The sequence below is a fragment of the Bacillus infantis genome, from assembly GCF_050107595.1.
Classification (GTDB): Bacteria; Bacillota; Bacilli; order Bacillales; family Cytobacillaceae; genus Bacillus_AB; species Bacillus_AB infantis_C.
Map to the genome: position 1 here is coordinate 197,327 of NZ_JBNILH010000008.1, position 19,888 is coordinate 217,214.

The following is a 19,888-nucleotide window of genomic DNA, read 5'->3' on the forward strand; positions in this document are numbered from 1 at the left end:
AAAAAAAGCATCCGCCGGTATCATCGGCGGATGCTTTTTGCTCATACTGTAACGTTTTCCGGTGACTGGACCTTGTGATATTGCAGTGCCGCAGAACCTAGTGTCTTTGCAGCAATCAGCAGTGCTTTTTCATCAATATCGAATCTTGGGTGATGGTGCGGGTATGCCGCATCATCGCTGAGGGGCTTCGCTCCTGTGAAGAAGAATGTGCCTTTTACATGCTGAAGATAATAGGCAAAATCCTCGCCGCCCATTTCCGGTGCTGTTTCAACGACTTCATTGACTTCAGAAATCGATTTGGCGCACTCGGCAAGGAAGTTGGTTTCCGCTTCATGGTTGATGACAGCCGGGTAGCCGCGGTGGTAGGCGTAGCTGTATGAACTGTCAGCGGTATAGCAGGTTCCTTTCACGACTCTTTCCAATTCTTCTTCAATATCGTTCCGCACCTGTTCGCTGAAGGTGCGCACTGTGCCTTCCAATTTAGCTTTGTCGGCAATGACATTAAAGGCATTTTGGGCCACGAATGATCCGACAGTGACGACAGCTGAGTCAATCGGATCGACCTTCCGGCTGACAATCTGCTGGAGGTTGACGACAAGCTGGGAGGCTGTCACAATGGCGTCCTTCGTTTTATGAGGCTGTGCTCCGTGTCCGCCCTTTCCTTGTACAGTGATTTCGAAGCGGTCTGCTGCAGCCATGAAAGGACCTGTCCTGTATTGGATCTTTCCTGTCGGCTCAGAAGCCCATAAGTGGGTGCCGAAAATGGCGTCCACACCTTCAAGGCAGCCATCCTTGATCATGGAAACCGCCCCGCCCGGCGCATATTCTTCGGCATGCTGGTGGATCAGGACATAGGTTCCTTCCAATTCGGAGCGCAGCTCGTGAAGGACCTTGCCGAGCACAAGCAATGTTGCTGTATGGCCATCATGGCCGCAGGCATGCATGACACCCGGGACGAGCGATTTATAAGGGACATCTTTTTCATCCTGGATTGGTAGCGCATCGAAATCGGCACGGAGGGCAATCGTCTTTCCTGGCTTCTCTCCGTAAACCTTGGCGACGACTCCATTCCCGCCGACATTTCCTTTTACTTCGATCCCCAGCTTTTCATAATATTCTTTTATGTATTTTGCTGTATTTTCTTCCTGAAAGGAAAGTTCAGGATGCTGATGGAGATAGCGGCGGATCGCTACCATTTCTTCGTAATAGTTTTCAAGTCTGCTGAATAATGAACTGATCATATTAACTCTCCTTTATGTTTTAATTTTTACTGTTTCGAAAATTATAACATTATTTTCGCGGATTGCAGGATAATAAGCCTTCAAATGTGAAAAACTTTAGAATAATATTCTAAGAGTGTATGAAAATGAAGATGGGGAGATGGTATCGGTTTGCAGTCAAAACAATCAAAAGCGGCGCTGGCAGCTGTTATAATAGCGGTAATGGCAGCTGTTTTGATCAGCTTTACAGTATCAGGGGGGGAATCTTTATGGTTTGACAGAGCTGTCTCATCTGCTGTCACAGGTATTTTTTCGGCCTCTTCCTATCCGCTGTTTAAATGTTTAACCTGGTTTGGCGACAGGCAGGGCATCGGGCTGGCAGCGCTTGTAGTGCTTGCGTGGCTGTGGTTCAAAAAGAGAGACTATCTGGGAATGGCTGTCCTTGTGTTTGCGGTTGCACTCGGGAATGAAGCCAGTAAATGGCTGAAGGAGCTATTCGGCAGGGTGAGGCCGGACTTAGAGCATATTGTTGCTGTGAAGAGCCTCAGCTTTCCGAGCGGACATGCGATGGTAGGGGGCATTTTATATATGCTGACAGCCTATTTTGTCATAAAGGAATTAAAGTCCGCGGGAGCCAGGATGATGGCGGCAGCTGCTTTTGCACTTTGGATTCTAATGATCGGGCTCAGCCGCATTGTCCTTCAGGTCCACTATCCGACCGATGTGGCGGGAGGATATGCTTTTGCCTTTATCTGGGTTTACATATGGGTTATATTCTATGTATTTATGAACAGCAGATTTGGCAGGAAAGTGAATTTAAGACAGGAGGAATAAGGATGATAGATTTAAGAAGCGATACAGTAACAAAGCCGACGGAAGAAATGAGGAAAGCTGCTTATGAAGCAGAGGTCGGGGATGATGTCTACGCGGAAGACCCTTCCATCATCAAGCTTGAAGAGGCTGCTGCAGACATACTCGGGAAGGAAGCAGCCCTGCTGGTAACAAGCGGGACACAGGGAAACCAGGCAGCCATTCTTACACACACAAGGCCAGGGAACGAAATTCTCCTTGAGGCAGAATCCCATATATTCTATTACGAATCAGGAGCTGCCTCTGCTTTTGCAGGCGTCCAGACAAGAACGATTGCAGGGGAAAGAGGGGAAATGGATCCCGCACAAATAGAAGCTGCCATCCGCGGAAAAGATCAGCATTTTCCCGAAACCGGCCTGATTTGCCTTGAAAATACACATAACCGTGCAGGTGGGGCTGTTGTTTCTGTGGAAAATATGGAAGCAATCCATACAATCGCCCGCCGGCATAATATCCCTGTCCATGTGGATGGAGCAAGGCTGTTCAATGCCGCGGCCGCCCTGGAGAGGCCGGTTGCTGATTTCACCCGGCATGCGGATACAGTCCAGGTATGTTTGTCCAAGGGGCTTGGGGCACCAGTCGGGTCCATCCTTGCCGGAAGCAGGGAATTTATCCAGGCTGCCCGCATTTGGAGGAAAAGGCTTGGGGGAGGCATGAGGCAGGCAGGCATTATAGCGGCGCCAGGCCTGATTGCACTGACGCAGATGAGGAACAGGCTTCACGAAGACCATCAGAACGCCCGGAAGCTGGCTGAGGGCATTCAAAATATAAAAAGCATGTCTGTCGTCAACCAGGTAGATACGAATATCATTGTTGCAGACGTGAAGGAGCTGGGCTTGAGCTCAGAGCAGTTTGTAGAAAGTCTGGAGAAGGAAGGGGTCCGCGCCGTTACATTCGGACCGTCTTCTGTAAGGTTCACCACTCATTTTGATGTGTCTGCCAGTGATATAGAAATGGCGCTGGATGCTGTCAGCAGGACGGCTGCCGCCTATGTTTCTGCTTTGTAACAGCCAGGGATGGTAATATATGAATGGAGGTTAGGGCCGGTGCTCTCTTTTGGGGGGCGCTGGTTTTTTTGTGTTCGTTTTGGTTATTTTTGGGAGGAGGAAAAATTGTAGCAGTTTTTAGGTTGAATCATTAAGATTTTAGGTTGAATCTTTCAATTTTTAGGCAGAATAAAGCAATATTCAAGCAGAATGACTATATTCGCCCCTTGATAAAACAGAAGTTCATATAAAATCGCCTCTTTTTCACCAAAAACCATGCAGAATTCCTCTCCTTATACCCCATTAAAAACAAAACAGCAGGAATTTCAGCAAAATACAGGTTTGACATCACACCTGGCACTGTATATAATACTGAAAAATAACTGAAACGATGAAGGGGATCATTAAACAGTCTATGTCTATCCAAGAGAGGGAGCCGGCGGTGGGAGGCTTCTATAGACAGCTGCCGAACCTGCCCCAGAGTTCGCTGCCGGATACTTGAAGGCAGCAGCGGCACATGCCGTTATCATGAAGAGAGTATAAAGCCTTGCTTTATAAATTAGGGTGGTACCGCCATGATCTGGTCCCTATTTTATAAATCGGGGCTTTTTTATTTTTCCAGCAGAATGCCGGCACTTCTGCACTCTTCAGGAAGCTTCAGCCGCTCTTCCCCTGGCCAGGATGAGCGCCGATGCGTTCTTCGTTTCATTACTTAATCAGAAGATGGGGTGCAATCATGGCAAAGGAATTTGTAAAAGAAATTACGGCAATGGAAGAGGATTTTGCCCAATGGTATACAGATGTGGTGACCAAGGCGGATCTGATCGATTATTCAAGTGTCCGGGGATCGATGATCATCCGTCCTTACGGATATTCTTTGTGGGACAATATAAAAAATGAGCTGGACAGGAGGATCAAGGAGACCGGACATGAAAATGTTTACATGCCATTGTTCATTCCTGAAAGCCTCCTCCAGAAAGAAAAGGACCATATCGAGGGATTTGCGCCAGAGGTGGCATGGGTGACCCATGGCGGGTCAGAAGAGCTGGCAGAACGGCTAGTCGTCAGGCCGACATCAGAGGTCCTATTCTGCGAACATTATAAAAATATCATCCATTCTTACAGGGACCTCCCTAAGCTTTACAATCAATGGGCCAATGTGGTCAGATGGGAAAAGACTACGCGGCCTTTCTTAAGGACGCTTGAGTTCCTGTGGCAGGAAGGGCATACATGCCATGCGACAGATGAGGATGCGCACGAAGAAACGACAAGGATGCTTGATGTCTATGCAGACCTGTGTGAAAACGTCCTGGCTATACCGGTCCTTAAAGGCCGAAAAACAGAGAAAGAAAAATTCGCCGGTGCAAAATTCACCTACACGATTGAGAGCCTGATGCATGACGGAAAAGCACTCCAGACAGGAACCTCACACCATTTGGGGGATGGCTTTGCCAAGGCATTCGGCATCCAGTATTCGGACAGAGAAGGGGAACTTCAGCATGTGCATCAGACGTCTTGGGGACTTACGACTAGGGTGATCGGCGCCATGATCATGGTCCACGGCGATAACAGGGGCCTGATCATCCCGCCGCGGATTGCGCCAACCCAGCTTATGATTGTCCCTGTGGCACAGCATAAAGAAGGGGTTCTCGATTTCTGCTATGAGCTGAAAGAGAAACTCGGCAAGACTTTCAGGGTCGAAATTGACAGCAGCGACAAAAAGCCTGGCTGGAAGTTCAATGAGTATGAAATGAAAGGAATTCCTCTCAGGCTGGAGGCCGGACCGAAGGATACCGAGAAAAATCAGGTTGTACTTGTCCGCAGGGATACAGGCGAAAAACTGTTTGTCCCGGCCGAAGGAGTGGAACAGGCGATTGCCGGGCTGCTGGAAGATATCCAGTCAGGCTTACTGGAAAAAGCAAGGGAGCTTCGGGAACAAAAAACAGAGAGTGCCGCAAGCATTGGGGAGTTTAAGCAAGCGCTGAAAGACAATCAGGGGTTTATCAAAGCTATGTGGTGCGGCAGCAGAGAATGTGAAGACAGAATCAAGGAGGAGACAGGGGCTACCTCGCGCTGCATCCCTTTTGAACAGGAACATATATCCGATGTTTGTGTTTGCTGCGGCCAAGATGCAGAAGAGCTCGTTTATTGGGCAAAAGCCTATTAATGGGGGTATGCCTGAAGGTTCTATGAAAACAATTTAATATTTTTCTGAGGGGAAGGATTTTTGTCCCGGGAAAAGAATTTATTGACTAAGGCGCTTTTGCCGATATCATAAATTCACCGAAGAGGATTGTTATAAATGAAGAGAACAGGCCAATTGGCTTTAGTCAGCATTTCCATATTATTCACATTTACGCAAGCCTTCATTTTTGATGACCCATGGCACAAGGAAATTGTTGATTTCACCATTGCCACTATCATTGCCTGGTTTGTGGGCTGGCAGTATGACAAATTGAAATATCTTACAGGTAAAGCAAAAGAGAACGAAGCATTTTACAGGCAGCTGATCGAAACGATGCCTGAACCTGTCTTTATCCAGGATTATGACAGAATTGTCTATGCAAACAAAGCGGCCCAGAAGCTGGTGGCTGCTGAAAGCAAAGAGGAAATTGTCGGCATGTCAGTGTTTGAATTTATGGAAGCGCCTGATGCCGCACAATACAGGAAGATTCTTGATGCAACCTATAAAGAAAGGCTTCCGGCGGGCCGGAGAGAACAGAAAATCACCAGGCTTGACGGCAAGATAATTTATTTTGAAGTGTCCACTCTTTTTACGAGTTTTCAGGGCAGGAAGGCTGTGTTTTCAATCGGCCAGGATGTCACGGTGAAAAAAGAGCAGGAAGATCTGCTTCTGCAAAAGTCAGAGAAGCTGGCGCTTGTCGGGCAGATGGCCGCAGGCATTGCCCATGAGATCCGCAATCCCCTGACAAGCATAAAAGGATTCATTCAGCTGCTGAGGGCGGAGGGGAATCGGGAGTATGCCGATATTGCCATCTCGGAGCTCGACCGGATCAACCTGATTGTAGGTGAGTTCCTTGTCCTCGCCAAACCCGCTGCTGCGGTTTATAAGGTATGCGATCTAAAGAAGCTGATTCAGGAAGTGGTTGTACTGATCCAGCCGCAATGCCTGATCCACAATGTACAGATTATCACAGGGCTTGACCTGGAAGAATCGGAGATATGGTGTGAGGAGAATCAGCTGAAGCAGGTATTTATCAATATGATAAAAAATTCCGCTGAAGCCATGCCGGATGGCGGGACCATCACAATCAAGGCAGCGGACAGGAAGGATGGGCATGTCGCTGTCATGATCAAAGACGAAGGGACAGGCATCCCTCCAGACCGGATCAACACACTGGGTGAGCCTTTTTATACAACAAAAGAAAAGGGGACGGGCCTTGGTCTGATGACCAGCTTCAAAATCATCGAAAATCACAGCGGACTTGTCAAGGTCAGCAGCGAGGTCAATAAAGGGACGGTTTTCGAGATCATTCTCCCGAAAACCCAAGTGGAAGCAAAGGGTCATTCATTTAACTGATGCTGGTAAAATGGGCGTTTCCTGATTCTTATTTCGGGAATAAGGATAAAAACACCGTTAGGAGGGACAGCCCATGACTGACAATAACAAGGATGGCCAAAACCAGGAAAGCCTGCTTGAATATGAACGGAAGCAGCATTCCGGCGGGGAAGCGCCTGACAAGCTTAAAGAGGGTAGGAAGCCTGATCAGCAGAACAGGCTGAAAGACCAGGAAAATATGAGGAAATAGCTCCCTCAGAATAAAGCAAGCGGGCATGCCACTGGGCATTGCCCGTTTTTTTGTTTAGGAATCTATACATTATAAGTTTCGTAGATATTATCAATTCCAGATCAGCGTCCAGCAGCTGCATCAAGGTCAGCCAAGTTGCTTGCGCTTTTGTTCTTGTACCTGGGGCAGACCCGGCCAGGTTTCCCTTACAAGGCACAAAGGGTATACAAAAAGGAAACTTTCTATAGACATGGAGAATGATCCTATGAAGAAACAGAGAATAGAGTTTGTCTTTTTGCTTATATTGGCTGCTTCCCTGTATGTCCTGTTTTTTACCGGTGCAGGCTACGTCTGGAAGCTCGCCTGGGCAGGGCTGTATGCTTTTATTATATTGGTGAGCATTTACTCGCTGATTCTTGAAAACCGAACTTCCCACCATACACTCCTCTGGATTTATGTCCTGATCTTCATACCGGTGGCAGGCTATATGTTCTACTTATATTCGGGGCAGCTTTATCTGAAAGGATATCTTTTCCGCACAAAAAGGAGCAATGACAGAGAGCAGTGGAAAAGGATGATGAAGCGGAAGGAGTCGCCGGACCTTACATTTCTGCAGGATAATCAGCAGAACTTTGCCAGGTTTGCTGCCAATGCCAGCATGACCCCCATCAGCACTTCATCCAGGGCTGAGATGCTGAAAAATGGCGAAGAAACGTTTGAAGAGCTTAAGGCAAGACTGAGGGAAGCCAAAAAATTCATCCATATCCAATACTATATCTTTCGCTCGGACAGGCTCGGCAAAGAGATCATGGATATCCTCATTGAGAAGGCTGAAGCAGGAGTTGAGGTCCTTTTCATGTACGATGCCGCCGGCAGCATGAAGATGGCTGTGAATGAAATTAAAAGGATGGAGGAAGCGGGCATCAAGGTTCATTGCTTCCTGCCTTTGAAATTCGGCTTCTTCAACCAGAAAATCAATTTCAGGAACCACCGCAAAATAGTCGTGATCGACGGGGAGACCGGCTTTGTCGGCGGGCTCAATGTCGGCATTGAATATCTTGGGGAAGATGAAGTGATGGGATTCTGGCGGGACACCCATATGGTGCTGGAAGGCGAGGCTGTATATACGCTGCATACAGTCTTCCTTCTGGACTGGGAGTATGTCAGCCGGGAACAGGTCCTTAACAAATATTCAGTCGGTGAAAAGCCTGCCGGCGAGGATGAAATCAATGGTGCAATCCAGGTGGTTGCCAGCGGACCTGATACACAGCAGGGAATAATGGGAGATTTTTTTTATTCAATGATCACCAGTGCAGAAAGGTCGATTTGGATTGCCACCCCGTATTTTGTACCGAACGAAGCGATCAGGACTGCGCTGCGGGTGGCTGCTGCAAAAGGGGTGGAAGTAAGAATTATGGTTCCGGAAAAGAACGACAGCTTCCTCACCCAGTATGCAAGCAGATCCTATTTTTCCGAGCTGCTAAGATATGGGGTTGAAATTTACTCTTACCAAAAAGGATTTCTCCATCAGAAAATCATCATTGCAGATGGAAATATGGCTTCCGTCGGAACAGCGAATATGGATATGAGAAGCTTCCACCTGAATTTCGAGGTTAATGTCTTCCTCCTTGGCTGCAGCTCAATCAGAGATCTGTCAGCGCATTTCGAAGAAGATATGCGGGATAGTGTACGGATTACACCTGTACACTATTATAAACGCGGACTCTGGGAGAAAACGAAAGAGTCCTTCTCCAGGCTGTTTTCCGGAGTGCTCTAATCTATTTGCGCTGCTGACTGGCATTTGTTCAGTCAGCAGCTTTCTCATCTTCTTCGCTGAACTTTGCTGCGCCTGGGACGTTCCTCGGTTCATATTTGATGGCATCCGAAGAAAAGACCCTGATGGCGAGTGTTCCTCCATATACCTGCGCGCGGATCAGGATGGGCTGGTTATAAGTGTTTTTAAAGGTGAAATCCGGTCCGTACCAGCTGACGGTTGCATCTCTGCCTGAAGGGACATATGGGACGCGTTTGCTGTGGGAATATCGTTGGATGATGCTTGTCCCGGCATTATCGACAGCATTATAGAGGGTTGAGGATACCTGGCATATGCCGCCCCCGATACCCTCGGACAGCTCTCCCCTGACAATTACCGGCGCTGGGAGATATCCCTTGGAAGCCGTCCTCTTGCCGACTGTTTCATTAAAGGAAAATACCTCCCCGGGAAATACAACAATACTGTCTATCGATCCGGCCGCCAGTCTGATATTCTGTGTCCTGGCTTTGTTATGGGAGTTGAAATAGGTCACATATTGGCCGATCTGGCGTGCTTTAATAGACAGGAGAAGCTCGCTGTCCACCCTGGGGTAGACTGGGAGAAGCGGCAGATCAATACGCCCTGATCCCGGTCGGTAATAATAGGTATAAAAACGCGCTGCAAATAAGTCCTGATTCAATTTGCTGCCGGTTTTTTCAGGGATGATCCTTTCTCCCGGGCCTATTTTGGCATCCTGCGGCTCTTTATAAGCCAGGTGGTTTATTTTCGCCTGGAATGCTTCAATTTTATCTTCATCAGCCAGCGGCAGGCCGGGTATATTGGCAGAAAATTCATCTTTCTGGACTTCCATTACACTCTTGCCTTCCTGCAGCACAGATAACTGCTCCGTTCCCATTCCCCCAGCTGCTGCCATAAGGCCGAAAAATAATAACAGCTTCATCATGCACACCTCCCTGAAATAGTATGGGTCAGTCTGCTGCTTTTCATGTAACTTTGGAAGACTGGATACATCCCTCAAAGAGTGAAGAAAATTCCTTTATATGCTAATATGAATCTGATTATAAAAAAGAATCTTATAATTTTGGGAGGCAGGAATATGTTCAAAAGGGTGGCTTCAGATGTACTGGGGATCAGTGATATTGGCAGCGTCATCTCGCCGGCTGACTATGATAAAGTCGATGCTGATGATTATGTGATGCATGAAGATAATGAAAAAATTTATTTCTTGATCAAATCTAAATCAGATGAATACTGCTTTACGAACAAAGCAGTCATCCATCTGGATGGAACGAGCGCGATGAGTAAAAAAAGGGTACTGAAAAGGTACAGCTTCAGGGAGCATCAAATATCGAATGTGCTCCTGGAAACAGCAGGGACAGTCGACCTGGACATAGAAATAAAATTTGTAATTGGCTCTGCCTCATTCTCCATAGATGTACATAAGCGCTTCATTGAAGAATTGAAGGACCTGTATAAAGCATTGATCAAAATCTCCGAAATCTGTGCGGAAAATGAGCATTCAATGGAATATGCCAAGAAGAGCCTTGAGGTTGCTTCCGAAACATTGGGCAGGACTGCAGGGGCAAGGGAAGGGAACCTTACGGATGATTTCAGGGTGTTGAACGAGACAGCTTTTAATTGGCTGATGAACAGCAGGAAAAAATATCATGTAAAAGATTTTGGGTATGTTTTTGAAAAGTTCATTAATAATTGAGAACCGGTTTGCTGCAGTATAAGAATTGATTCATAGCGGGGAGTTGCGGATTATGAGTATATCTTTGATGAAAAAAACAGCCGGAATCGTGCTGGAGAAGAAGAAGCTGTCACATGTCAATGCAAGGGTCGGCCTGGTTTTGGACATTTCAGGCTCGATGCGCACCTTATACCGGAACGGCACGGTACAAAAGGTAGTGGAACGGATCCTTGCCGTTGCGAGCCAATTTGATGATGACGGCATGCTCGATATTTGGGTATATGACAATGAATTTTCGAGACTGAAGCCGGTGACGGAAAGGGACTTTGAAGGGTATGTTAATCAGTATATCCTGAATAATGATCTTATTCATAAATTCGGGCGCAATGATGAACCTCCTGTCATGGAGGATGTTATCAATAAATACACCATTGAAGATCCAAGCAGCGATCCAGCGTTCATTGTTTTTATCAATGACGGCGGCTGCAAGAAGACGATCAAGAAACCGATTGTCAAATCGGCCGGCAAGCCTATTTTCTGGCAGTTTGTCGGGATTGGCGATGCAAACTTCGATGTGCTGGAAAAATTGGATACAATGGAAGGCCGCTATATTGATAACGCGAATTTCTATCATTTCAAAGATATCGAGCACGTAAGCGATGAGGAATTGTATGACCATCTTCTTGATGAGTTCCCATCATGGATTAAAGAAGCGCGGGAAAAGGGCGTACTTAAATAAAGCAGCCTGGCAGAAGCCAGGCTGCTTTATTTTTTCTGAATTTTGAAACTTTTGTTGACTCAAATCGTATATACAATTAGTAACTGAAAGCCATCAAGAGCCATGAATGAACACCTTTCACGCTGGGGAATGTAAGAGGAACAACAATCAGCAGGAGGAAATATGAAAAAGATTGCAGGATTGCTTATCTTATGTTCTTTTTTTGCCTCATCTGCCTGTGCAGAAACCCAGCAGGAAGAAAGGAAGGCTGCTATCATCATTGATGATTTTGGAGGAGGCATCGGAGGCGTAAAGGATTTCCTTGAAGGCGATATCCCCATTACGGCAGCAGTGATGCCATTTACAGACCAGACGGCACAGCATGCTGAATGGGCCCATGAAAATGGATTTGAAATCATGGTCCACCTGCCAATGGAGCCTAAAAGGGGAAAGAAATCATGGCTTGGGCTAAAACCGATTACAACTAATCTGTCTTCTGAAGAAGTTAGGAAAAGGGTCAATGAAGCCATTGACAGCGTTCCCTATGCAAAGGGCCTAAATAATCATATGGGATCGAGGGCGGTGGAAGATGAAGGGATTGTGCGGGAAATCGTAAAAATAGCGAAAGAACGGAAGCTGTATATTGTGGACAGCGGCACAAGCCCTGATTCAAAGTTTCCCATGATTGCGAAGGAGCTTGGAGTGCCGCTCATAAAAAGAGATGTATTTCTTGATGATATTTCTTCTGTTTCCCATGTCAGGCGGCAGATGAAAAAGCTGGCGCTGATCACGGAGCAGCAGGGGAGAGGGATCGCAATCGGGCATGTCGGCGTGACTGGTAAGGTCTGTTCGGCAGGCATCCTCCAGGAAAAGGGGTATTTTGAAGAGAAAGGCATCAGAATCGCTCCTGTTTCAGAGATAATCTCAAGTGAAATCCGAAAAGAGTATTATCCATTCTATTAATAGCCGCTGGATAAAATAAGGCAATAGGAAAGGGTGAGAATCATGATATGGCTCATTATAGCAGGCGGGCTTTTTGGATTCGGGGTGCTGGTGGATTTCATCTATCGCAAGAAGGGGATCCAGCACACAGACCCTGAACATAATGAACAGCATGTTTCGTCTTCAGAAAGAGTATACATTGAATCCCATCTCCATAACAGCCGTCCGGAAAATCAGAATGGCAATTTTTAATTGCCTGTTTGAAAAGCAAAAGGCAGCCATTGAGGCTGCCTCTTAGGTTTAGCTCCGTTTAAAGCCTTCCTCTTCGAGATATTCTTTTGCTTCCCGATAAGATAGAAAAGCGGCGTCCAGGTTCAGGCCGGCATATATATTCCACATTTCATCTTCCTCTATAAGGACAAGGGTCTCACCACTCGGGCTGTTCCACGTTTCTTCCAGCCTTTCAGCAGGCTGGGCTTCTTCCGCATTATGTCCGGAGAGGGACTGGATCGATTTTGAGATGATATCCCGCAGCTCGGATTCAGTGAAGTCCCTGATGTTCACCATGCCTTTGCTGTCAGGCGAATAACCTTGTACATATTCTGCAAAAACAAAGCCATTGCCGTTCGGATGCAGATGGTAAACCACATTTTTCTTGTCTAATGCGCTTTCTTCATAATGGAAGTTGACTCTTCCAAGAGAGACATTTTTTCTCTCAAGCTCGGGAAATGACTCGATGACCGCTAATTTTTCTTCAAAAGTAAGCATGTTTCCTCCAATGGATAAGGTGTTAATTTTGTGTTCTGCCTATTATACCATTAGAATAGAAGAACAAAAAGCGCCCCTGATGGCGCAATAGGAAAAGGAGCTGAATGCATGTCTGACAGCGGCAAATATCGTGAGCATGTTAAGCCTGGAATGGAAGCTGATATCATCCTAAAGAAAGACCAGCGGACTGGGGCAAGGACAAGGGGGACCATTAAGGATCTCCTGACCAATTCTTCTTTTCACCCGCATGGAATCAAGGTAAGGCTGACTGACGGCCAAGTGGGCAGGGTGGCCGAAATCATTAAAAAATAGAGGGGCAGCTGTTTACAGCTGCCTCTTTATTTGTACTGTCCCGCCCACAACTTATATCAGGAACATGGCTACAATTGTAGTGGCTGCAAGCCCGATGATGACAGGCAGGAGATTCCTCCTTGCAAGCTCAAAAGGATCAACATTGCAGATGGCAGCCGCAGGGATGAGAGCCCAGGGCACGAGTGTCCCGCCGCCAACCCAGATGGCGGCAACCTGCCCAAGGGCTGTCAAAGTTGCTGCACCGGCACCGATCGCTGTAGCAAAAAGGCTGGCGACAGAGCCTGCCAGAGAGATCCCGGAAAAGCCGGAACCATCGAGGCCGGTGATTGCACCGGTAACAGTGAGTGTAACAGCTGCAACTTCTTTGCTTAATGGGACCGCTCCTGCCAGTGCAGCACCGAGGTCATTGACGATACCCTGTGATCCCCCCGGCAAATAGTCGCCTATTATACTTGTGAAGCCTGAATCTCCCAGGTAAAAGAAAGCTGCGATCGGGATGACAGGCCCGAAGACTTTGAAGCCAAATTGAAAGCCCTCTATCAAATAGGAGGTCGTTTTTTCCAGTCCTTTATTTTTGTGGCTTGCCAAGGTGATCACCAGCAGGATAAAAATCGATGTTCCGCCTACAAGTGCTGTCGCGTCTCCGCCCTGCAGGTCAAGCAAGAACATAGCTGCTACATCTAAAGCGAATAAAACAGGTATAAGGAGAGCAAAAAATCTCCTTTGGCTCCTTGTTAGAAGCCCGGATTCCCCTGGTTCAGACTCATTTCTCTGTTTGGGGGGAGCCGCCGGCAGCAGGAGACCCTTTTTTATATCTCTTTTCAGAAAGATAAAGGCAGTAACAACTGTGACGATCCCCATCACGGCCACAAGAGGGATGCTGGCTGCTATTACTTCCCCTGCCGGGAGCCCGGCCGCGTCTGCCGTCAATTTAGGGGCGGCCTGGATGATGAAGTCGCCTGACAGGGCAATTCCGTGGCCGAAGAGGTTCATGGCCATAGCTGCCCCCAGGGCAGGAAGCCCTGCCTTCAAAGCTGCCGGCAGAAGGACTGCTCCAAGAAGCGCAACGGCTGGTGATGGCCAAAAGAACCAGGAAATCACCATCATGACAATGCCGATCGTCCAATAAGCGCCCGCCGGACTTTTGATCAGCCTGGAGAAGGGAGCAATCATCGCATCGCTTACTCCTGCAGCAGCAAGGACTCTGCTCATGGCCACGATGATGGAGATGACGAGAATGGTAGAAAGAAGCTCGGTTATCGCGTATATAAAGCTATTGAACACACTGCTGACTGAAGTGCTCAAAGAGCCTGTGCTTGTGATGGCAATCAGGAAGATCCCGGCTATGCACACAAGGGCCGTATCCCGTTTTGCTATCATAAAGCCGATGATGAGTACAATGAAGAAAACATAGATAGCATGAAGGACAGTCAGATCAATCGCCATTTTATATCCCTCCTATAATATGCTTGGGCAATAGCTTCCAAGCGTACTTATAGATTATGTTCAGAGCTGGGCGATGTGCATGGCCGCCTCCTCCGCCTCAAGGCGGAGGGAAAAGCATTCCAGAGGCAGTTAAGGATTAATGGGAGACTGTTTAAAATGGAATTGCAGGGATAACATTTTCTGCAGCGAATATTTATAGAGAAAGAAAGAAGGGGAGCCAAGTGCGTTATCGATCAGTCAATCAAATGATGTTTGCATTATGCCTTCTGGCTGCAGGTGTACTGCTGCTTCTTGTTAATATAGGTGTCATTTCCTTGGAAATAAAGAAGTTTTTTGTCGCAATTTATCCTTTTGTGATGTTCGGCTATAGCCTTATTCTGCTAATCTCTGCATTGTCGAGAAACAAAGGAGGCAAAGTCTTTGCCGGATTTCTGCTCATTTTTTCCGGGCTGCTGGCCTCTGACAGGCTCGGGCTGCTCCAGTTTTCTTTTTGGGATGTATGGAAGCTTTGGCCGCTCGCTATTGTATACATGGGATTCTCGCTTCTCATCAGGAAAGAGCATATCAAAGTGCATGTTGAAACAGAGTTTCCTGCTAAGAAATATGAAGGGGTAGAGGAAGGCGAAAAGGGACCGGGCAGGGAAAAGATGATCACGATCAAGAAGGGATCCCGGCATGCCCCATTAGCAAACATCAGAGGATTCTCGATAGGCGACGTCAGCTTCAAAGACGCAAATTGGTCTGTAGAACCGATGGATCTGTATAATACTGTCGGTGATTATTATATTGACTTCAGCAAAGCGTATATCCCGCAGAAGGAAACGCCGATTTCAGTCAAGGGATGGGTCGGTGATGTCAAAATGATTATACCTGAGGATGTTCCGATTATGGTTCACTCCCATATCAATATCGGGGATATCCGCATTTTCGATATGAAGTCAGAGGATCTTAACCGCAAGCTCTACTTTAAATCCCCTGGATACGATGATGCGGCGAGGAAGTTGAATATAACGATCCAGCTAAAAGTCGGCTCCATTCGAATTGATCATGTATAGGAGATACTGCTGATGAAAAAAATGTTCGGAATCAGGTATTGGTTTATCCAGAGCTTTATCATGATGGCGCTGATCAGCTCGCTCATCTTCTTTGTCGGCATCCAAATTTATTTATTCTTTGCAGATGAACAGGTCCTTACCATTACAATCTCTTTCTGGCTCTTTATCTATTGCCTGCTGATCCTGCTGGCTGCCGGAGGCTATTTTGGCATTAAAGGCAGTTATTTAATCAAGGGAAGACTTGGAGATATCCTGGTTGCAGTGTCCAACCTGCGGTCTGGCAAGCTGGCAGGAAGGATATCTACTTACGAAAAAGATGAAATAGGGCTCATTGCAGAGGAGCTTGATGGCTTGGCTGACTATATCCAGGAGCAGGTCCACTCGGTCCAGAGGCTTGCTGAAGAACGATCATCCCTGGCCCAGTCGGCACACGCAGCAGCAGTTATGGAGGAAAGGCAGCGCCTTGCAAGGGATCTGCATGATGTTGTCAGCCAGCAGCTGTTTGCTCTCAGTATGATGTCATCTGCTGCGCTGAAGGTCTTTGACAGCGATTCTGCAAAAGCAAAGAAGCAGCTCGAGGAAATTTCCGGTATCGCAGCCAAAGCGCAGGGAGAAATGAGGGCGCTCCTTCTCCATTTAAGGCCGATCCAGCTGAGCGATGATACCCTGTGTGACGGGATTATCAAGCTGATACACGAATTGCGCGGGAAGACTACCATCGATTTCCAGGCCAGCATTGATGAAATCGAGCTGTCCAAAGCGGCAGAAGAGCATTTGTTCAGGGTTGTCCAGGAGGCACTTTCTAATATCCTCAGGCATGCTGATGCATCAAAGATTAAGCTGACCCTGACAGAAAAGGAAGATTATACATATTTATTTATCGGGGATGACGGAAAGGGATTTGACCCTCATGTTGAAAGGGTTGCCTCTTATGGCTTGAAAACGATGCGGGAAAGATGCGAGGAAATAGGCGGGATTTTCAAAATCCGGTCCAAACAGGGAGAAGGGACTTATATTGAGATCCGGATTCCGCTGAAAGGGAGGGAATAAAGTGATCAGGATAGCAGTTGTGGATGACCATGAAATGGTAAGGAAGGGAATCATCTCTTATCTTTTGACTGAACCGCAAATAGAAATAGTGGGGGAGGCGTCCGGCGGTCATGAGGGAGCTGCCCTCGTATTGAAGCAAAGGCCCGATGTCGTCCTTATGGATCTATTAATGGAAAACGGAAGCGGCATTGAGGCAACAAAAGAAATATTGAAAAGCTATCCCCAGTGCAAAATCATCATTATTACGAGTTTTTATGATGATGAGCAGGTCTTTCCTGCAATAGAGGCCGGCGCGTTCAGCTATATGCTGAAAACAGCAACGGCGGATGAAGTGCTTGACTGCATCCTGAAGGCTGCGAGGGGGGAGCCGGTGATCGAGCCGAAGGTTGCCACCAAAATGATGGGCCGCCTCCGCGGCAAAGAGAAAAAGCCCCACGAGGAACTGACGGAAAGGGAGCTGGAGGTCCTTCTGTGCATCGGTGAAGGGATGACCAACCAGGAAATCAGCAATCAGCTCTTCATCGGGATAAAAACGGTGAAAACGCATGTCAGCAACATACTCAGCAAGCTGTCCGTTTCTGACCGCACTCAGGCAGCTGTGTATGCTAACCGGAACGGTCTCATTAAAGAAGGCCCGAGTGCCTGAAGGGATATTTATAGTGAATGAAAGAAATCTGGCGGTAAATGCGTCAGGTTTTTTTTCTTTCAACAGCCTTGCATAAACAGCTGCACTCGAAAAAAAGGCCGGAAAATGCAGGCTTCCGCATCTTCCGGCCTCTTCTGATACTAATGATCAATCTGCTTGAGGTATATAATAGGTTGTTACAAAGGATGGGCGCGCAAAAATATTTGGACGCTGGACATCGATGCCTTTATCTGTACCCCGTTTTTCGTGGGCTTTTTCATAGGCTTTGGAATCCTGCCAATTTTTGAAATCCTTTTCGCTCTCCCATTGGGTGAGAATGACATACGTATCGCTGGAAAGCGGGCGAAGTACCCGGATGCTGATGAAGCCAGGTTCGTTTTCAACCGCCCCTGCCCTGTTTTTGAATCGGTATTCGAATAAAGGCCTGCCTTCTTCGGTTACCGGGATATTATTCATGACAATAAAACCGCGGCTTTCGAGTGAACCTGTTGCATCCAGCACTTCATAGCTCCGTGGTTCGTTAAATAAAGTTTTTCCCTCGGTTTCGTGGAGGAGCAGGCTATTGTCTGCATCCTGCATCAGCACCATTTTTTCTGCGCTGTTCTTATCTTGAACTGTTTTTAAAAAATCAAAAGTGCCGTTCGTCATATAAATCTTCATCCATATCACCTCATGATTCTCTTTGTATGTTAGCGCTCTCCCTCATTATAGCTTTTCCGCATGCTGAATCCCAATCAGAGCTCTTAGCTGTCGGACGAAGATTATTTCTATATTTTGATTTATCAAGGAATTATTGGTAGTATTTTCCTATTGTGAGGCTACTGGAGCTGTGTGCTTTCTCCTATTTCTGCCTGCTTGCTGTTGGTAGTATTTACTTAATTTTACCTTTTTTTCTATTAAACAGGGAAATCTATTATTTCGTGATTTATAATGGCGAAGGGAAAATAATCCAGTAAAAGGTTGTGTGAAAACGTGAAGAAAAATGTTTTATGGACAGCACTCCTGGCGCTTATGCTTTTGTTATCAGCATGCGGGAATGACGAGAAAGCATCAAACGATAAAAAACCGGACAAGAAGGTTGAAGCTGAAGAAACAGATAATGCTGCCGCAGAGGAAGAAACTGATGAATCTGAAGAAGCAGCAGAAGCGGCTGAAGGAGCAAGTGCAGAAGGAGAGCTGCTCAATCCTAATATTGCCGACGAATCAGAGGGCAATGTTGAAGTCATCTATACGAATACAGATCCTGGCTTTGTCCATGACATGAAAGGATTCAAAGTTTCTGTTGATGAATATCAGATCGTCAAAGTGACAGATATGCACGAGGATGTCACCATACCGTTCAATGATGAGATTGACGGGTACGTGATAACGGCAAAGGTTACAGTGGACAATGGCACAGACAAAGCAATGTATTACAACAATATGCACCGGATCCAGACATCGCATGAGCTGGACTGGTATCCATCCGATCCCACCTTCATCCTTGATGAAGATAAAGTGAAATCCAAAACAGAAGCAGAAACAGGCAAGTTTGCGGCAGGGGAAAAGGTAACAGGGCTGATTTCATTCACCCTGACAAATGCCGAATTCGATAAGCTTTCGACTGTAAAGCCAAAGTACATCATTGAAGGCGGAGCTGCAGACAATGACCAGTTCAAGGGTTCCATCCAGGGAAATGCCGTCTTTGACTTTGTTTACAGCGATGAACAGAAGAGTGCACTGGCAAGTGAGCCTTCCTTCTATCAGGATCGGCTGACGACCGATAATATGGCAGATAAACAGATGATTTTCGAAAAAGAAGGAATCGGTGAAACCCAAAAGATCGGCGATGTAAATGTAACACTTGAAGGGGTCCAATACACAGAAATCACGCCCACAGAGGCCAATAAGCCGCGCTTTGAGAATTTTGGCGACAACGGCATCGCAGCCCTGACAGTTAAATTCAAGATTGACAATCAATCTTCAGAGCCCCTCAGCATCTGGAATATCGGCTCCATCCTTTCTGTCGATGATGACCGTGCAAGAATTCTGGCACAGGGCATGGTCGAACCGCGCGACCCGCAGACAATTGAAGCAGGTGCACAGGGCGAGAAGCTTCATGTCTTCTTATTCAGGAAAGACGAATTCGAGATATTTAAAAAGTTCAACATGGAATTCGGCCCTTTCTATAACGAAGACGGCACAAAAGCATTCAAAGGAAGAACAGCTGAATTTACACTGCCGAGATAAAAGCCGGCTTACATGAAGGCAGTATTTCTCAGACCAAAGGGGGTACGGAATGTAAAGATTCCGTGCCCTTACTGTTTTTATATACAGTTTAAATTATTTGGTGTTCCCTGCCATTTGAGTTCAAGAACCTGTTGATCTTCGTTCCAGGCACGAAGACTCCTGCGGGAGATAGCGGAAGAGTTGAGACCCCACAGGAGCACAGCGAAGAGGAGGCTTAACTCCGCCCCGCGGAAAGCGAAGTGCCTGGAACGCAAATCAACAGTCTCCGTATAGATAACTAAATTAATTCATAAGATGACACTAGCTTTTAACCAACTGAATTAGTGAAACAAAAGCAGCACTCCCTTCTTTTTCGTATTCTTAACGGAAAAATGAACCCGCTCCTGCTTTTTAAGGCAAATTTTCGACATTTCCCCAGGCAATCTATACA

At 46.8% G+C, this 19,888-nt stretch carries 20 protein-coding genes and 1 other annotated feature; of the genes, 15 read left to right on the plus strand and 5 right to left on the minus strand.

Annotated elements, in window-relative coordinates:
• Window positions 1-41 precede the first annotated feature (41 nt).
• Window positions 42-1,241: a M20 family metallopeptidase gene (locus tag ACQCVH_RS17730; RefSeq protein ID WP_426836932.1), complete on the minus strand. Its 1,200-nt coding sequence runs from the start codon at window positions 1,239-1,241 to the stop codon at window positions 42-44.
• A 150-nt stretch (window positions 1,242-1,391) separates the two neighbouring features.
• Here ACQCVH_RS17730 and ACQCVH_RS17735 point away from each other — a divergent pair, with 150 nt between their 5' ends.
• The 6 genes from ACQCVH_RS17735 to cls all read left to right on the plus strand — a co-directional run bounded on the left by ACQCVH_RS17735 (window position 1,392) and on the right by cls (window position 8,602).
• Window positions 1,392-2,054, plus strand: a complete 663-nt coding sequence (locus ACQCVH_RS17735; protein WP_426836933.1) for a phosphatase PAP2 family protein — start codon at window positions 1,392-1,394, stop codon at window positions 2,052-2,054.
• A gap of 2 nt (window positions 2,055-2,056) precedes the next feature.
• Complete coding sequence (locus ACQCVH_RS17740; RefSeq protein WP_426836934.1) at window positions 2,057-3,097, plus strand: threonine aldolase family protein; 1,041 nt, start codon at window positions 2,057-2,059, stop codon at window positions 3,095-3,097.
• 361 nt (window positions 3,098-3,458) lie between these two features.
• Window positions 3,459-3,668, plus strand: a binding site (T-box leader).
• 144 nt (window positions 3,669-3,812) lie between these two features.
• Window positions 3,813-5,243 carry a proline--tRNA ligase gene (proS, locus tag ACQCVH_RS17745; RefSeq protein WP_426836935.1) on the plus strand — a complete coding sequence of 477 codons (1,431 nt, stop codon included), beginning with the start codon at window positions 3,813-3,815 and terminating at the stop codon, window positions 5,241-5,243.
• Between the two features lie 135 nt (window positions 5,244-5,378).
• The gene (locus ACQCVH_RS17750; protein ID WP_426836936.1) at window positions 5,379-6,617 is read left to right on the plus strand and encodes an ATP-binding protein; all 1,239 of its coding nucleotides are present in this window, start codon (window positions 5,379-5,381) and stop codon (window positions 6,615-6,617) included.
• A gap of 73 nt (window positions 6,618-6,690) precedes the next feature.
• Window positions 6,691-6,846 carry a hypothetical protein gene (locus ACQCVH_RS17755; RefSeq protein ID WP_257990171.1) on the plus strand — a complete coding sequence of 52 codons (156 nt, stop codon included), beginning with the start codon at window positions 6,691-6,693 and terminating at the stop codon, window positions 6,844-6,846.
• 244 nt (window positions 6,847-7,090) lie between these two features.
• Window positions 7,091-8,602, plus strand: coding sequence for a cardiolipin synthase (gene cls / locus ACQCVH_RS17760; protein ID WP_426836937.1), 1,512 nt, complete (start codon window positions 7,091-7,093; stop codon window positions 8,600-8,602).
• Between the two features lie 28 nt (window positions 8,603-8,630).
• Here cls and ACQCVH_RS17765 read toward each other — a convergent pair whose 3' ends face one another.
• Complete coding sequence (locus tag ACQCVH_RS17765; RefSeq protein WP_426836938.1) at window positions 8,631-9,542, minus strand: VanW family protein; 912 nt, start codon at window positions 9,540-9,542, stop codon at window positions 8,631-8,633.
• A gap of 153 nt (window positions 9,543-9,695) precedes the next feature.
• Here ACQCVH_RS17765 and ACQCVH_RS17770 point away from each other — a divergent pair, with 153 nt between their 5' ends.
• From ACQCVH_RS17770 to ACQCVH_RS17785, 4 genes are all read left to right on the plus strand, one after another.
• Window positions 9,696-10,313: a PH domain-containing protein gene (locus ACQCVH_RS17770; protein WP_426836939.1), complete on the plus strand. Its 618-nt coding sequence runs from the start codon at window positions 9,696-9,698 to the stop codon at window positions 10,311-10,313.
• Between the two features lie 52 nt (window positions 10,314-10,365).
• Window positions 10,366-11,031, plus strand: coding sequence for a vWA domain-containing protein (locus ACQCVH_RS17775; protein WP_426836940.1), 666 nt, complete (start codon window positions 10,366-10,368; stop codon window positions 11,029-11,031).
• A 162-nt stretch (window positions 11,032-11,193) separates the two neighbouring features.
• On the plus strand, window positions 11,194-11,973 hold the full coding sequence (locus ACQCVH_RS17780) for a divergent polysaccharide deacetylase family protein (protein ID WP_426836941.1): 780 nt from the start codon (window positions 11,194-11,196) through the stop codon (window positions 11,971-11,973).
• Between the two features lie 42 nt (window positions 11,974-12,015).
• Window positions 12,016-12,204, plus strand: a complete 189-nt coding sequence (locus ACQCVH_RS17785; protein ID WP_257990177.1) for a hypothetical protein — start codon at window positions 12,016-12,018, stop codon at window positions 12,202-12,204.
• Window positions 12,205-12,252: 48 nt separating this feature from the next.
• Here the strand turns inward: ACQCVH_RS17785 and ACQCVH_RS17790 are convergent, their stop codons facing one another.
• Window positions 12,253-12,720, minus strand: a complete 468-nt coding sequence (locus ACQCVH_RS17790; protein WP_426836942.1) for a hypothetical protein — start codon at window positions 12,718-12,720, stop codon at window positions 12,253-12,255.
• A 108-nt stretch (window positions 12,721-12,828) separates the two neighbouring features.
• Between ACQCVH_RS17790 and ACQCVH_RS17795 the strand changes: the two genes are divergently transcribed.
• Window positions 12,829-13,032, plus strand: coding sequence for a YwbE family protein (locus ACQCVH_RS17795; protein ID WP_224899826.1), 204 nt, complete (start codon window positions 12,829-12,831; stop codon window positions 13,030-13,032).
• Between the two features lie 51 nt (window positions 13,033-13,083).
• Here the strand turns inward: ACQCVH_RS17795 and ACQCVH_RS17800 are convergent, their stop codons facing one another.
• Window positions 13,084-14,478, minus strand: a complete 1,395-nt coding sequence (locus tag ACQCVH_RS17800) for a hypothetical protein (RefSeq protein ID WP_426836943.1) — start codon at window positions 14,476-14,478, stop codon at window positions 13,084-13,086.
• A gap of 221 nt (window positions 14,479-14,699) precedes the next feature.
• On the opposite strand from ACQCVH_RS17800, the gene liaF reads away from it, so the two are divergent.
• The 3 genes from liaF to ACQCVH_RS17815 are packed head-to-tail and all read left to right on the plus strand — an operon-like array spanning window position 14,700 to window position 17,229.
• Window positions 14,700-15,533 carry a cell wall-active antibiotics response protein LiaF gene (gene liaF, locus ACQCVH_RS17805; protein WP_426836944.1) on the plus strand — a complete coding sequence of 278 codons (834 nt, stop codon included), beginning with the start codon at window positions 14,700-14,702 and terminating at the stop codon, window positions 15,531-15,533.
• 12 nt (window positions 15,534-15,545) lie between these two features.
• Window positions 15,546-16,583: a sensor histidine kinase gene (locus tag ACQCVH_RS17810; RefSeq protein ID WP_426836945.1), complete on the plus strand. Its 1,038-nt coding sequence runs from the start codon at window positions 15,546-15,548 to the stop codon at window positions 16,581-16,583.
• 1 nt (window position 16,584) lies between these two features.
• Window positions 16,585-17,229 carry a response regulator gene (locus ACQCVH_RS17815; protein WP_426836946.1) on the plus strand — a complete coding sequence of 215 codons (645 nt, stop codon included), beginning with the start codon at window positions 16,585-16,587 and terminating at the stop codon, window positions 17,227-17,229.
• 147 nt (window positions 17,230-17,376) lie between these two features.
• Here ACQCVH_RS17815 and ACQCVH_RS17820 read toward each other — a convergent pair whose 3' ends face one another.
• Window positions 17,377-17,889, minus strand: a complete 513-nt coding sequence (locus tag ACQCVH_RS17820) for an antibiotic biosynthesis monooxygenase family protein (protein ID WP_426836947.1) — start codon at window positions 17,887-17,889, stop codon at window positions 17,377-17,379.
• A gap of 312 nt (window positions 17,890-18,201) precedes the next feature.
• On the opposite strand from ACQCVH_RS17820, the gene ACQCVH_RS17825 reads away from it, so the two are divergent.
• Window positions 18,202-19,458 (plus strand): DUF5068 domain-containing protein, encoded by a 1,257-nt coding sequence (locus ACQCVH_RS17825; RefSeq protein WP_426836948.1) that lies wholly within the window; start codon window positions 18,202-18,204, stop codon window positions 19,456-19,458.
• The last annotated feature ends 430 nt before the right edge of the window (window positions 19,459-19,888 follow it).

Coding starts and splice junctions, on each gene's coding strand:
- ACQCVH_RS17730 (WP_426836932.1), bottom strand. CDS start 1,241: ATGATCAGTTCATTATTCAGCAGACTTGAAAACTATTACGAAGAAATG.
- ACQCVH_RS17740 (WP_426836934.1), top strand. CDS start 2,057: ATGATAGATTTAAGAAGCGATACAGTAACAAAGCCGACGGAAGAAATG.
- proS (WP_426836935.1), top strand. CDS start 3,813: ATGGCAAAGGAATTTGTAAAAGAAATTACGGCAATGGAAGAGGATTTT.
- ACQCVH_RS17750 (WP_426836936.1), top strand. CDS start 5,379: ATGAAGAGAACAGGCCAATTGGCTTTAGTCAGCATTTCCATATTATTC.
- ACQCVH_RS17755 (WP_257990171.1), top strand. CDS start 6,691: ATGACTGACAATAACAAGGATGGCCAAAACCAGGAAAGCCTGCTTGAA.
- cls (WP_426836937.1), top strand. CDS start 7,091: ATGAAGAAACAGAGAATAGAGTTTGTCTTTTTGCTTATATTGGCTGCT.
- ACQCVH_RS17765 (WP_426836938.1), bottom strand. CDS start 9,542: ATGATGAAGCTGTTATTATTTTTCGGCCTTATGGCAGCAGCTGGGGGA.
- ACQCVH_RS17770 (WP_426836939.1), top strand. CDS start 9,696: ATGTTCAAAAGGGTGGCTTCAGATGTACTGGGGATCAGTGATATTGGC.
- ACQCVH_RS17775 (WP_426836940.1), top strand. CDS start 10,366: ATGAGTATATCTTTGATGAAAAAAACAGCCGGAATCGTGCTGGAGAAG.
- ACQCVH_RS17780 (WP_426836941.1), top strand. CDS start 11,194: ATGAAAAAGATTGCAGGATTGCTTATCTTATGTTCTTTTTTTGCCTCA.
- ACQCVH_RS17785 (WP_257990177.1), top strand. CDS start 12,016: ATGATATGGCTCATTATAGCAGGCGGGCTTTTTGGATTCGGGGTGCTG.
- ACQCVH_RS17790 (WP_426836942.1), bottom strand. CDS start 12,720: ATGCTTACTTTTGAAGAAAAATTAGCGGTCATCGAGTCATTTCCCGAG.
- ACQCVH_RS17795 (WP_224899826.1), top strand. CDS start 12,829: ATGTCTGACAGCGGCAAATATCGTGAGCATGTTAAGCCTGGAATGGAA.
- ACQCVH_RS17800 (WP_426836943.1), bottom strand. CDS start 14,478: ATGGCGATTGATCTGACTGTCCTTCATGCTATCTATGTTTTCTTCATT.
- ACQCVH_RS17810 (WP_426836945.1), top strand. CDS start 15,546: ATGAAAAAAATGTTCGGAATCAGGTATTGGTTTATCCAGAGCTTTATC.
- ACQCVH_RS17820 (WP_426836947.1), bottom strand. CDS start 17,889: ATGAAGATTTATATGACGAACGGCACTTTTGATTTTTTAAAAACAGTT.